The organism is Azospirillum aestuarii, assembly GCF_016632405.1.
GTDB classification, from domain to species: Bacteria; Pseudomonadota; Alphaproteobacteria; order Azospirillales; family Azospirillaceae; genus Azospirillum; species Azospirillum aestuarii.
Genome location: NZ_JAEPIV010000059.1, coordinates 261 through 12,331 on the forward strand (window position 1 = coordinate 261; position 12,071 = coordinate 12,331).

The window sequence follows — 12,071 nt, forward strand, 5'->3', positions numbered from 1 at the left end:
TCAAGGACCGCTGCCCGTTCCGCGCTGCGTCACCGGAGTTCGGTGCGGCGCGTCGGGGCGCTGTATCTAGAAGGTTCGACTTGGTCTGTCAAGCCTTTGTTTTCACTCTGGCCTGACGTTACTTCGTCTCGTCTTCGGCATCTCTGCCTTTTCCCTGCCGCCGTCGCGCTTCTCAGCGGCCCCGGCGTCGTGGGAGCCGGGTTATAGGCGGCTCGGCCGAGGCACGCAAGCGCTTTTTTATACCTGCCGGTCTGACACCGTCAAATTGCTGAACGCACCGGGTTTGCCGGAGGCCTTTGCGCCTGCACGTCGCCAAGGCGACGGCCTCGGTGGGAGCAGCGCTCGTCTCCCGTCGTTCAGGGCGTTCGCCGGTCGTGCGCCCGGAAGAACCCGTTGAGCGCGTCGAACGGTTCGGCCTCGCCGAGAGCATCAAAGCGCCCGTGGTCGGCCAGCATCCGCGCCGCCCGCAGGAAGCCGCCCCAGGCGGCGCGGTTGAGCCCGCTGCCCAGGCTGATGCGCCGCACGCCCAAGGCGGCGATCTGCTCCACCGACAGACCGGTCGGCGACGAGACCAGCAGGTTGAGTGGTTTCGGATGGACGGCGTCGACTGCCACCTTGATGACGTCGGGGGTTCGCAACCCCGGCGCGTAGAGGACGTCCGCTCCCGCTGCGGCATAGGCCGGCAAACGGCGCAGCGACTCCTCGATGGCCGCCGGGTGGTTCACCAGCAGGGCCTCGCAGCGGGCTGTCAGGAGAACGCCGGTTCCCCGCAAGGCTTCCGCCGCCGCAGCCACGCGCTCGACGGCATGGTGGAACTCGTACAGCGGCGCCGCCGCGTCGCCGGTGGCGTCCTCGATCGACAGGCCCGCCACGCCGGTATCGGCGCAGAGGCGTACGTTATGGGCAAGTCCCTCGCAGTCATGGGCATAGCCGGATTCGAAATCGGCGTTCACCGGCAGATCGGTAGCCCCGACCATGTCGGCGATGTGGCCCAGCATGTCGCCACGCGGCACCGCCCAGTCCGCGTCGGGACGGCCCCGCGCGAAGGCGAACCCGGCCGATGTGGTGGCCAACGCGCGGAACCCGAGATGTTTCAGCATCATGGCGGTTCCGACATCCCAAGGATTCGGGATAACGAAACAGCCGGTCCGGTGGAGGCCGGCAAACGCAGCACGGGCTTGGTGGTGATCGGCCATCACAGTTTCCCTCCGGAGCGGCAGTCCAGCCTCTGCCGCCAACGACCACAGAGTACGCCGATGGCCCGGCGTTGACCAACAGCCGGCTTACGGCTTCGCCTTGCTTCCTGTTCCGTGTCGAGCCGACTGGCGGAGTGCGCTGCCCGGCGGATGGTCGGCGTGGATGGCGCCGCCGCGTCAGCGCTCGACCAGATAGCGCAGCGTCAGCGTCGTGCGCGCCACCGGCTCGGTGACCACCAGAGCGGCGTCGGCGTAGCGCGGCGGGCCGAAACGCATGGGAGCGTCGTTGCTGAAGCCGACCCCCTCCTTCGGCAGACCGAGGAAGTTGCGGTCGAGTTCGAGATTCCGGTTCTCGTCATGAAAGGACTGCACCGCGTAGGTGCCGGGCGGAACCTTGCGCACCACCACGGTGACGCTGCCCGGCCGCGCCGGTTCCTCCGCGGTGTAGGGGCAGTTGGGCCCCAGGAACGTCTCCGCCGTGCACACCGCGACCAGCACCTTTCCCTGCGCGTTCGCGACGTTGGCGACGGTGATGGCAAGGTCGGCGGCGGCGGCCTGGGCCGTCGCCAGGAGGAACGCCAGAGCGGCCAGCGATCCGCCCACCGTGGCGTTGCGGGCGTTCCGGAGTTGCCGAGGGGTCGTCATGGCGCACCCGTTCTGGAGGTGGACGGATAGGCGCGCCCCCGCCATTCCGCCGGGCGGCCCCGGCGGGCGCGCAGCAGCGCCGACCATTGGATCGCCAGCAGGATCAGGATGCCCACGGGGTGGAGCAGCGCGCCGACCAGACTCTGACGGAAACGCATGGCCAGCAGCAAGCGGAACGACAGCCCCGCCGCCACGGCCAGCGCCGCCAGGGCCAGGGCCGCATCCGGCAGCGGGGCCAGCGCCGCCCAGCCCAGCAGCAGCCAGGGCAGGACATGGCCGCCGAACAGCAGCAAGGTCCAGACCGGCAGGGCGACCGGGGTCGCCATCCCCTCCGTCGCGTTCTTCGAGAAGCCGGGCCACACCTCCCGCCAGCCGCGATACATCCGGCAGCGGGCGAGGCCGGTCGCGTCGAACAGGTCGGTCCCCTGCCCCGCCCGGCGGAAGGCGCGGGGCAGCGTCACCCCGTCGTGCAGCGAGGTCGCGATGGCGGCATGGCCACCGGCCGCCTCATGGGCGTCCCGCCGCACCGCGATCAGTTGGCCGCAGGCGGCGGCGAAGCCCGGGCTGCCCGACCAGCGCATCCCGACCATCGGCAGGTAGCCGAGCAGAAGCACATGGATCAGCGGAATCACCAGTGCCTCGGCCAGGGTGCCGGTCTCCTGGCGCGGAAAGCCGCTGACCAGCCCCGCCCTGCCCGCCAGCAGCGCGCCGCAGACCAGCCGGGCGGCGTCCGGGGCCAGCCGCACGTCGGCGTCCTGGAACAGCAGCACCGGGTGCCGCGCAAGCCCGGCGAGCGCCTGGCAGGCGTGCTGCTTGCCCGACCAGCCGGGCGGCAGCGGCGGCGCCGTCTCGACGCGCAGGCGCGGGTCGTGGGCGGCAATGGCGCAAACGATCTCCACCGTGCGGTCGCTGGAATGGTCGTCCAGCACCACCACCTCCACCGTCACGCCGCAGCTTGACAGCGCCGCATGCACCGCGGCGGCGATGGTGGCCTCCTCGTTGCGGGCAGGGATCAAGATGCTGACGGCGGCGCCCGGCGGCGGCTCGGCCTTTGGGCGGCGGTAGAGGCACAGGTTCACGAGGCCCAGCCCCAGCGGCAGCAGGGCGAGCGCCAGAGCCAGCGCGGCCAGCAGCGTGATGGCATTCATCGGCGGGCGACCTCTTCCTTGTCCGGCGTGTCGCCATGGGTCGGGGTGAAGCGTTGCCCACCAACCCAGGCCCTCGCCCGGCGCCACAGGTCGTAGACACCGCCCACGCCCGCCGTGCCGTCGATCAGCGTCAGGAAGCGCGCCGGGTCGCGGCTCTGCGCGTCGAGCGCCAGCGCGTCCATCGTCGCCTCCAGCCGTCGTTCCAGTGACGAGGCGATGCCGGGCACCGGCTGGCCGGCGAAGGCGGAGGCCGCGACGGGTTCGCCGAAGCGGACCAGCGCCTCCGGCGTGCTCTCGTCCCAGAACGGGTATTCCACGGCGAGCGGCACCACCAGAGCCTCCGGCGCGCGGCGGACCAGATGGGCGATGCCCGGACGCAGGCGGACCGGGCGGCGGCGCGGATCGGTGAAGGCGCCCTCCGCGGTGATCCACAGCATGGAGCGCGGGTCGGCCAGGATGCGCCGGCCGTGGCGCAGGAAGGCGGCGGCCCCGGCCCGGCCGGGCTCGACCCCGAACAGGCCGATGCGGGCCATGAAGCGGTAGCGGCGCAGCATCGCCGCCTCGATGGGGCCATAGCCCGGCCGGTCGTGGTAGCGGGTGGTCCCCATCACGATCAGCAAGGCGGGGTCCCACCAGGACGGATGGTTCAGGCAGACGATCACCGGCCGGTCCGCCGGCAGGGCCGGCCAGCCCGGCCGGGCCAGCCGCACCGCGTGGAAGTCGCGCCGCATCCGCCGCGCCATGACGGCGCCGAAGAAGCGGCAGAGCGCCGGCGAGCGCCGCGTCACCGGATCGTCGTTCAGCCCGTCATCCCCCATGCCCCGCCCCATGCCCCGTCCCTCAGGCGACAGCGCGCAGGTCGCCGTCGCGCGCTCCGCTCCGGAGGTCCTGGTCCAGGCTGTCGGCGGCGATCCAGCCCGACATCAGCACCATCGGCATGCCCGGTCCGGGATGGGCGGCACCGCCGGCCAGATACAGCCCCTCGACGTCGCGCGAGCGGTTGCCCGGCTTGAAGGCGCCCATGAAGCGGCCGTGGCTGGCCAGCCCGTAGATGGCGCCGTTCAGGACGCGGTAGCGGTCGTGGATGTCCTGCGGGGTCAGGACGCGCTCGACGCGGATGCGCTCCTCCAGGTCGGCCATGCCGGCGGTGCGCTTCAGCTTGTCGAAGACGGTGCGGCGGTAGTCCGGCAGCATCCGCGACCAGTCGTGGTGCGGCCGCAGATAGGGGGTGTGGACCAGCACATAGAGCGCCTCGCCCCCCGGCGGTGCCACGCCGGGCTCGGTGCGGGCGGGGGCGGCGATGTAGCAGGTCGGGTCGGGCGCCGGCTCGCCGCGGCGGTAGATCCAGTCGAACTCCTCCGCCGGGTCGCGGGAGAAGACGAAGTCGTGATGCAGCAGATGGTCGTAGCCGCGGTCGAGCCCGAGATAGAAGACCACGCCCGAACAGGCCGGCTCGTAGCGGCGGCGCTTGCGGAAGCGCTTGGCCGGGGCGCCGCCCACCAGCTCCTCGTAAGTGCGGATGGAATCCATGTTGGACACCACCGCCGACACCGGAATGCGCTCCCCGCCCTCGGTTTCGACGGCGGTGACGCGCCTGTCCGTCACCTCCAGCCGGCGCACGCCGGTGCCGGTGCGGATTTCGACGCCGAGGCGGCGGGCCACCCGCTCCAGCGCCAGCGGAACGGCGCGGGTGCCGCCCATCGGGTACCAGACGCCGTCGTTGGTCTGCATGTGCGCGATGGCGCAGAGCACCGCCGGGGAGCCGTAGGGGGACGAGCCGACATACTGGGTGAAATGGTCGAGCATCTGGGCGGCGCGGGCGTCGGGGACGTGGCTGCGGATGGTGCCGGCCACCGTGCTGCCCATGCGCAGCGCCAGCACGTCGGACAGGGTGCTGGTGTTCAGGCTGTCGCGGACCTTCAGCGTGTCGCCCAGATCCTCCACCGACTTCCAGAAGAAGAAGCGTTCGGAAATGCCGTGCAGACGCTCCGACAAGGCCTGGAAACGGCGATAGCCCTCCCCGGCGCCCCGGCCTGGGGTCAGCCGGTCGAGATCCGCGGCCATCGCGCCGATGTTCTCCGACAGGTCCAGCACGGTGCCGTCGTCGAAGAAGCAGCGCCATTGCGGCTCCAGCCGGACCAATTCCAACTCGCGGTCGAGGTCGCAGCCGGCCTCCGCCAGGATGCGGCGCAGGACGCGCGGCACCGTCAGGATCGTCGGCCCCATGTCGAAGCGGAAGCCGCCCTCCTCCAGCACCGCCGCCTTCCCGCCGACCCAGCCGTTCTTCTCCAGAAGCACCACCTTGTGGCCGCGCGCCGCCAGCACCACCGCCGACGCCAGCCCGCCCAGGCCGCCGCCGATCACCGCGATCCGATCCGTCATGCCAATCCCCCCGCTACGGCCCGCTTGGGCAGGCCGGACAGTCCCATGGTTTCGCTGCGCCAGGGCGTCGGCAGGCCCAGCTCCGAGGCCAGCAGCCGCGACGTGATGCGCGCGCCTTCGAAGATCACCGGCAGGCCGCTGCCGGGGTGGGTGCCGCCACCCACCAGATAGACGCCGTCCAGATCCTCGAACCGGTTGTGCGGACGCAGGTGAAGCATCTGGTCCAGGCTGTGCGCCAGATTGAAGGTGGCCCCGCGGTGCACCGCAAAATGGCTGTCCCAATCGGCGGGCGTCACCACCCGCTCCACCCGGATGCGGCGCTCCAGATCGCTCAGCCCGAACCCGGCCAGCCGGTCGAGCACGAGACGGCGGTAGCGCGGCGCCTCGGCCTTCCAGTCGATGTGGCCGCGTTGGTGGCCGACCGGCACCAGGATGTAGAGGGTGCTGCCGCCGGGCGGGGCGAGATCCGGGTCGCTCACGCAGGCGTTCTGCACGTAGATCGACGGCCGGCGCGGCATCTCGCGGCCATCCTCGATCTCCGCGAGGTTGCGGGCGTAATCCTCCGCCAGATAGACGGTGTGGTGGTCCAGCCCGTCGATCCGGCCCTCGATGCCCAGATAGAGCATGAAGGTGGAGCAGGAGAATTTCTTGGTGGCGATGCGGGCGTCGCTCCAGCGGCGGCGCAGATCGTCGGGCACCAGGGTCGTCATTGCGCGGGCGAAGTCGGCGTTGATGACCAGCGCGTCGGCCGGGTACTCGCCGGCCTCCGTCCGCACCCCCACGGCGCGCCGGCCCTGGAAGCGGATGTGGCGCACCGTCTCGTTCAGCCGGACGGTGACGCCGAGATCCTCGGCCACCCGCCGCATCGCCTCCATCACCGCCTCGGTGCCGCCACGCGGGTGGAAGACGCCGTGCTCGTGCTCCAGGAAGGAGAGGATGGTGAACAGGCTGGGGCAGCGGAAGGGCGACATGCCCAGATACTTGCTCTGGAAGGAAAAGGCGAGGCGGACGCGCGGGTCCTGGAAGTAACGGGACAGGTCGCGATCGACCGAACGCTGCGGTGAAAGCCGTCCCAGCGCCTTCAGCATCGGCAGCGACGCCAGCGCCCAGGGGCTGGAGAAGTCGGTTTCCAGGATCGGGCGGAACAGCTCCATCTTCGCCCGGTTGTCGGCCAGGAACCGCGGCAGCCCATGGGCGTCGCGCGGGTTGAGCCGCGCGATCTCGGCCATCAGCGCTTTCATCTCGGCGTGGACCCGCAGTTCGCCGCCGGCCTCGAAGACCAGCCGGTAGAGCGGGTCGAGGCGGATCAGGTCGACCTCGTCCGACAGGCGGCGCCCGCAGGCCTCGAAGATCTCCTCGAGGATGCGGGGGTAGAGGAAGAAGGTCGGGCCGCTGTCGAAGCGGTACCCGTCGAGCGCGAAGCCGGCCGACCGGCCGCCGACGCGGTCCTGCCGCTCCAGCAGGGTGACCTTCGCCCCGGTGAGCGCCAGGAGCATCGCGGATGCCAATCCACCCGGCCCAGCGCCAATGATCACGACTTGCCGTTCCATCCGCTTGCCAAACGCTCCCAAGCTGCCGACTTGTGTGAAGGCAGTTACGAACATGGACCAAGAATGGATCACAGCCACAATCCCACCTCTCCAGGTGTAACCCCTTGGACAAACGTGATCGGCGATCCATTTTTGTCTGCGCGATCGGCGTGGTCCGGTGGCAATACAGCCGGAAGACTGTCCATCATCCGCAAGATCCGCTGTCGCATCGCGGCGGATGCAGAGACTCTTGTCCAGGCGCTGGCGACGCGCCCCGGACGGAGCGCGGCCGAGAGCCTGAGCGCGGAGATCCTGCCGCTCGCCGAGGCCTGCCGCTTCCTGGAGCGCGAGGCCGTCGCGCTGCTGGCGCCGCGGCGCCTGGGCGCGCGCGGCCGTCCGGTCTGGCTGTTCGGTGTCGCGGCGGAGGTGCTGCGGGAGCCGTTCGGCACCATCCTGATCGTCGGCCCCTCCAATTACCCGCTGTTGCTGCCGGGGGTGCAGGCGCTTCAGGCGCTGACCGCCGGGAACGCCGTGCTGGTCAAGCCGGCGCCCGGCTGCTCCGCGCCGATGGAACGGCTGGCGGACTGGCTGGCCGAGGCCGGTCTGCCGGACGGCCTGTTCCAGCTGCTGGACGAGTCCCCCGACGCGGTGTCCGACGCCATCGCCGCCGGCATCGACAAGCTGGTTCTGACCGGATCGGCCGGCACCGGCCGGGCGGTGGCCCGCCAGCTCGCCGATTCGCTGGTGCCCTCCACCATGGAACTGTCGGGCAACGACCCGGTGTTCGTCCTGCCGGGCGCCGATCTCGACGCGGTCGCCCGCGCGCTGGCCTTCGGCCTGCGCCTCAACGGCTCCGCCACCTGCATCGCGCCGCGCCGGGTTTTCGTGCCGCACACCCTGGCGGCGGAACTTGAGCGTGCCTTGGCCGGCTGCGTGGCGGCGATACCGCCGGCGGCGGTGCCCCTGCCGGTGCGGCGCCGGCTGGTCGGGCTGGTTCGCGCGGCGGTGGCGGAGGGCGCCCGCCCGGTTGGTTCACTGCCCGAGGACGCCGACCCGGCGATGGCGCCGCTGATCGTGGCCGACGCGCAGCCGGGCATGGCGCTGCTGCGCGAGGAGCTGTTCGCCCCCATCCTGTCGCTGGTACCCGTCCGCGACATGGAGGAGGCGCTGGAGGCCGCCGCCGCGAGCCCCTACGCGCTCGGCGCCTCGGTCTTCGGGCCAGAAGAGGAAGCCCGCGCGCTGGCCGGGCGGCTGGACGCCGGAACGGTGACGGTCAACGACCTGATCGTGCCGACCGCCGACCCCCGCCTGCCCTTCGGGGGGCGGCGCGCCAGCGGTTGGGGCGTCACGCGCGGCGCCGAAGGGCTGCTGGAGATGACGCGGGTCAAGACCGTCGCGGTGCGGCGCGGCCGGCGGCTTCCCCACACCGACCCGCCGCGCGACGGCGACGCGGCGCTGATGCTGGCGGCGCTCCGCCTGCTCCATGGCGGTCCCGGCACCCGCGCCGGAGCGTTCCGGACCCTGATCCAGGCCTTGCGCGACCGCCGGACCGACTGACGCGGAGACCATCGTGACGACTGCCCTGATTCTCGCCGTCCTGATCGGCGCCGTCGCCGGTTCACGCACCCTGCTGGCGCCGGCGGCGGTCTCCTGGGCCGCCTATGGCGGCTGGCTCGACCTGTCGGGAAGCTGGCTGTTCTTCCTCGGTCACCCCATCTCGCCCTGGGTCTTCACCGCCATGGCGGCGGCGGAACTCGTCACCGACAAACTGCCGAACACCCCCAGCCGCAAACGCCCCTTCCCCTTCGCCAGCCGCATTGTGGGCGGTGCCATCGCGGGTGCGGCCATTGGCGCGAACGTGGGCGCATGGGTCCCCGGTCTGATCGCCGGCGGGGTGGGCGCGGTCGCCGGAACGCTGCTCGGTTACGCGGCGCGCCAGCGCATGGCCGCCGCCTTCGGCCGCGACCGGCCGGCGGCGCTGATCGAGGACGCCGTGGCGCTGACCATCGCTCTGCTGGTCGTCGCGGCGGCATAAGCGGGCCACTCGGTCCCGTTGGCATTGCGCCACCATCGAACCCGATGGCGGAAGGGGTTACGGAAAAGGAAAAGCCAGCAACCCGTCAAGGTTGCTGGCTTCATGATGGTGGAGCCAAGGAGGATCGAACTCCTGACCTCTACAATGCCATTGTAGCGCTCTCCCAGCTGAGCTATGGCCCCACTATAATATCAGACCAACACAAGAAGTGTTGGTGCGCTTGGAGGGACTCGAACCCCCACGGCCTTTCAGCCACTAGGACCTGAACCTAGCGCGTCTACCAATTCCGCCACAAGCGCATCATCTGCTCTTTACCCAGCGTCTCTTGGGGTGACGCGGGAGCGCTGATATAGCCGTGGCGATGGCGGGGCTCAAGCGAAATCGACATGGCCCCGTCACTTTTTTGCAAGACCGTGGGGATGAGCGCAGCCCCCCTATTCCGCAGCCCCGGCGTGGCGCATCCGGCCGGCGTTGGCGGCGCCCGCCTCGGCCCCCATCCCGGCCAGCACCTCCGCCGCGCCGCGGGCGATGTGCAGGGTGCGCTGCGGCAACGGGAAGTCGATTCCCAGCTCGATGAAGCGCGCCTTCATGCGGCCGTTGAACTCCCGCCCGACGTTCCATTGCTGAATGGGCAGCGTCTTGATCCGCGCCTTGATGACTGCCGCGGACTCCTGGAAGGAATCGACGCCCAGCACCTCCAGCGGCTCCAGGATCAGCGGCGCGAAGCGCGGGTCCTTGCGCAGCTCGTCGCCGATGCCGTGCAGCACGGAGACCACGCGGTCGGCGTTCTCGTGATAGGGGATAGCCACGTCGAACACGTAGTAGCTGAAGTCCTTCGTCATGTTCGACACGCTGGTGACCGCGCTGAAGGGAATGGTGTGCACCGTCCCGTCGAAGTCGCGCAGGCGGATCGTGCGGATGTTCATCCCCTCCACCAGACCGCCCTTGCCGCCGACATTGACGACGTCGCCGACCGAGATGGTGTCCTCGAACAGGATGAACAGGCCGGTGATGACGTCCTTGACCAGCGTCTGCGCGCCGAAGCCGACGGCCAGACCGACCACGCCGGCACCGGCCAGCAGCGGCCCGATGTTCAGACCCAGCTCCGACAGGGTGATCAGAGTGACCAGGGTCAGCAGAACCACCAGCAGGGCGCTGCGCAGCAGCGGCAGCAGGGTGCGCACCCGCGCGCTGCGCTGGATGGCCCGGCCATTGCGGTCCGTTGTCGCCAGATGGCGCTCGATCAGCCCGTTCGTCACCTCCCACACGCCGAGCGCGATGGCGCCGACGAGCAGGAGCGACAGGCCCGACGCCACGATGCGCAGGCCGACGGCCGTCTGCAGCCAGCCCCAGACATCCAGCCCCCAGGCGTTCAGCACCACCAGCCCGCCGAGAACGGCCACCGCCCCGTGCAGCAGCCGCGCGATGGGAGCGATGTAGCGGCGCAGCCGCCCCGCCGCCCAGGCCGACGCACCCCGCCGGCGGTCCATGCGCTCCAGAATCGCCGCGGCGGCGCGGGTGATCCCCCGCCCGATCAGACGCGCGATCCCGGCGACCACCAGCGTCACCGCCGTCGCCTGCACCACGAACAGCAGCCCGCCGCTGATCTCCAGCGCCCAGATGCCGAACAGGACAATGATGTAGAGAATGGCGATGGCGTGCCAGACATCGGCAACGCGGCGGCCGGCGGCGCGCAGCATCCGGCCCGCCCCGGCGGCACGCCGTCCCGGCGGAAGCGGCGACACCGCCTCGGACAGCGGCTGCGCCGCCGCGATCCCGCCGCGCAGCCTTGCGGCCACCGCTTCCCGGCTTTGCAGCACCAGCACCGCCGACATGACGGCGACGACCAGCCCGACCAGGGTCACCAGCGCGCCGTAGCTCTGCGCCGGAAGTCCCAGCCGCCGCGCAGCCTCAGCCAGGAACATGCCGTAGAGCGTGGTGATGGCAATGGTCCGGAACCAGCGCAGCAGGCGCAGGGCCGATCCGTCGCTCATCGGGATCAGCCGCAGGTTGGGCGAGGCCGGGGCCAGCAACGCCCGGACGACCAGAAGCACGATCTGCACGAAGATGCTGGCGTTGAGGAAGGTGACGCCAAGGACCCGCACCACCGGCGGCGGGTCGAACAGCGCCAGCACGCCGAAGCCCGCCGCGGCGAAGGCGACGATGGGCGCCAGATCGAACAGCGACCGCACCAGCAGCAGCGGCACCTTGGCGAGGGGCGAAGGGATGGGCCGGGCCGCCAGCATGGCGCGCGGACGCCGCAGCGTGCGGATGGCGATCAGCCGGGCACCCTGCCCGACCACCAGCACCAGCACCAGCTCGGCGACCAGCCAGCCCCAGGCGGCGCGCTGCGCCGGGTCGGACACCTGCCGCTCCAGCCAGTGCAGCCCCTGCGGCGCGTTCAGCAGGGCATCGCCGGCCAGCGCGGCCTCCTGCCCCAGCCCGTCGAGCCGGTTCGACAGCAGGGTGAGCAGGCGGGTGCCGATCCCCTCCGGCTCCGCCGGTGCAGCGGCCTCCTCCGCCTGTTCCAGGGCACGGAGCTGGCCGAGCAGGGCGGCGCGGCGCTCCGGGTCCTCCAACGTCTGGCGCAGGCGGGCGATCTCCTCCGGGTTGGGCGCCGCCTCGGCCTGGGCCGGCGGGGCGGGCGTCGGGATTTGCGCCGACGCCGGGGTCGCGATGCCTCCCAGCGCGGCGGTCAGCAGGAGAAACAGGGCGAGAAGGCCGCGCAAGGCGCGGACGCGGGCGGCGGAAAGCCGTGGGGCACGGTCGTCGAAAGTCATCGTCCTCTGGAGGTACCGGTTGACAGGTCCAGTCCAGGCCAACAGCGCCCGGTGCGGTTTGTCTTGCAACGCAGCAACCGCGACATTTTGTCCGGCGGATCGCCCGACCCGCCATCCGCTCTTGCGCGTCAATCTGATATATTAGTATACATCCTGACGAACACCGGAAGCGCCCGCGCCCTCTCACGGCGGGCCGCCCGACCGGCCCCCTCTTTCCAACCGGCCCTGGCCGGCGCCACCCCCGACCATATCAGGGGCCGCGAACACCAGCGGAGAACAGCATGTCCGTGAAGGTAGCGATCAACGGTTTTGGCCGTATCGGCCGTCTGGTTCTGCGGGCCATCTACGAGAGCGGC

General features: G+C 71.0%; 10 protein-coding genes and 2 tRNA genes. 3 read left to right on the forward strand and 9 right to left on the reverse strand.

What is annotated here, in order from left to right; genetic code table 11:
- Window positions 1–356: 356 nt before the first annotated feature.
- The 6 genes from JJL56_RS31870 to crtI all read right to left on the reverse strand — a co-directional run bounded on the left by JJL56_RS31870 (window position 357) and on the right by crtI (window position 6,975).
- Window positions 357–1,196 carry an isocitrate lyase/PEP mutase family protein gene (locus JJL56_RS31870; RefSeq protein WP_200487799.1) on the reverse strand — a complete coding sequence of 280 codons (840 nt, stop codon included), beginning with the start codon at window positions 1,194–1,196 and terminating at the stop codon, window positions 357–359.
- A 177-nt stretch (window positions 1,197–1,373) separates the two neighbouring features.
- Window positions 1,374–1,841, reverse strand: coding sequence for a DUF2141 domain-containing protein (locus tag JJL56_RS31875; protein WP_145629711.1), 468 nt, complete (start codon window positions 1,839–1,841; stop codon window positions 1,374–1,376).
- On the reverse strand, window positions 1,838–2,989 hold the full coding sequence (locus JJL56_RS31880; RefSeq protein ID WP_200487800.1) for a glycosyltransferase: 1,152 nt from the start codon (window positions 2,987–2,989) through the stop codon (window positions 1,838–1,840). The genes JJL56_RS31875 and JJL56_RS31880 overlap by 4 nt, the downstream gene beginning before the upstream one ends.
- Window positions 2,986–3,819 (reverse strand): lysophospholipid acyltransferase family protein, encoded by an 834-nt coding sequence (locus tag JJL56_RS31885; protein ID WP_247890738.1) that lies wholly within the window; start codon window positions 3,817–3,819, stop codon window positions 2,986–2,988. Before JJL56_RS31885 ends, JJL56_RS31880 begins: the two co-directional genes overlap by 4 nt.
- A gap of 10 nt (window positions 3,820–3,829) precedes the next feature.
- Entirely contained in the window at window positions 3,830–5,371 is a 1,542-nt protein-coding gene (locus JJL56_RS31890; RefSeq protein WP_145629713.1) for a phytoene desaturase family protein, read from the reverse strand.
- The gene (gene crtI, locus JJL56_RS31895) at window positions 5,368–6,975 is read right to left on the reverse strand and encodes a phytoene desaturase family protein (protein ID WP_425599161.1); all 1,608 of its coding nucleotides are present in this window, start codon (window positions 6,973–6,975) and stop codon (window positions 5,368–5,370) included. The genes JJL56_RS31890 and crtI overlap by 4 nt, the downstream gene beginning before the upstream one ends.
- A gap of 78 nt (window positions 6,976–7,053) precedes the next feature.
- Between crtI and JJL56_RS31900 the strand changes: the two genes are divergently transcribed.
- Together JJL56_RS31900 and JJL56_RS31905 are read left to right on the forward strand one after the other, a co-directional pair.
- Complete coding sequence (locus tag JJL56_RS31900) at window positions 7,054–8,457, forward strand: aldehyde dehydrogenase family protein (RefSeq protein WP_247891364.1); 1,404 nt, start codon at window positions 7,054–7,056, stop codon at window positions 8,455–8,457.
- Between the two features lie 13 nt (window positions 8,458–8,470).
- The gene (locus tag JJL56_RS31905) at window positions 8,471–8,935 is read left to right on the forward strand and encodes a DUF4126 family protein (RefSeq protein ID WP_145629717.1); all 465 of its coding nucleotides are present in this window, start codon (window positions 8,471–8,473) and stop codon (window positions 8,933–8,935) included.
- Window positions 8,936–9,041: 106 nt separating this feature from the next.
- On the opposite strand, the gene JJL56_RS31910 is transcribed toward JJL56_RS31905, so the two are convergent.
- From JJL56_RS31910 to JJL56_RS31920, 3 genes are all read right to left on the reverse strand, one after another.
- A tRNA-Ala gene (locus JJL56_RS31910) sits at window positions 9,042–9,117 on the reverse strand.
- 30 nt (window positions 9,118–9,147) lie between these two features.
- Window positions 9,148–9,234 (reverse strand) — tRNA-Leu (locus JJL56_RS31915).
- Window positions 9,235–9,369: 135 nt separating this feature from the next.
- On the reverse strand, window positions 9,370–11,715 hold the full coding sequence (locus JJL56_RS31920) for a mechanosensitive ion channel domain-containing protein (RefSeq protein ID WP_200487803.1): 2,346 nt from the start codon (window positions 11,713–11,715) through the stop codon (window positions 9,370–9,372).
- 281 nt (window positions 11,716–11,996) lie between these two features.
- Between JJL56_RS31920 and JJL56_RS33820 the strand changes: the two genes are divergently transcribed.
- Window positions 11,997–12,071 (forward strand): glyceraldehyde 3-phosphate dehydrogenase NAD-binding domain-containing protein (locus JJL56_RS33820; RefSeq protein WP_200487805.1); only part of this gene is annotated, 75 nt, incomplete at its 3' end.

What these genes read in the sequence shown, in the direction of transcription:
- JJL56_RS31870 (WP_200487799.1), bottom strand. Translation starts at nt 1,196, where the DNA reads ATGGCCGATCACCACCAAGCCCGTGCTGCGTTTGCCGGCCTCCACCGG.
- JJL56_RS31875 (WP_145629711.1), bottom strand. Translation starts at nt 1,841, where the DNA reads ATGACGACCCCTCGGCAACTCCGGAACGCCCGCAACGCCACGGTGGGC.
- JJL56_RS31880 (WP_200487800.1), bottom strand. Translation starts at nt 2,989, where the DNA reads ATGAATGCCATCACGCTGCTGGCCGCGCTGGCTCTGGCGCTCGCCCTG.
- JJL56_RS31885 (WP_247890738.1), bottom strand. Translation starts at nt 3,819, where the DNA reads ATGGGGCGGGGCATGGGGGATGACGGGCTGAACGACGATCCGGTGACG.
- JJL56_RS31890 (WP_145629713.1), bottom strand. Translation starts at nt 5,371, where the DNA reads ATGACGGATCGGATCGCGGTGATCGGCGGCGGCCTGGGCGGGCTGGCG.
- crtI (WP_425599161.1), bottom strand. Translation starts at nt 6,975, where the DNA reads ATGTTCGTAACTGCCTTCACACAAGTCGGCAGCTTGGGAGCGTTTGGC.
- JJL56_RS31920 (WP_200487803.1), bottom strand. Translation starts at nt 11,715, where the DNA reads ATGACTTTCGACGACCGTGCCCCACGGCTTTCCGCCGCCCGCGTCCGC.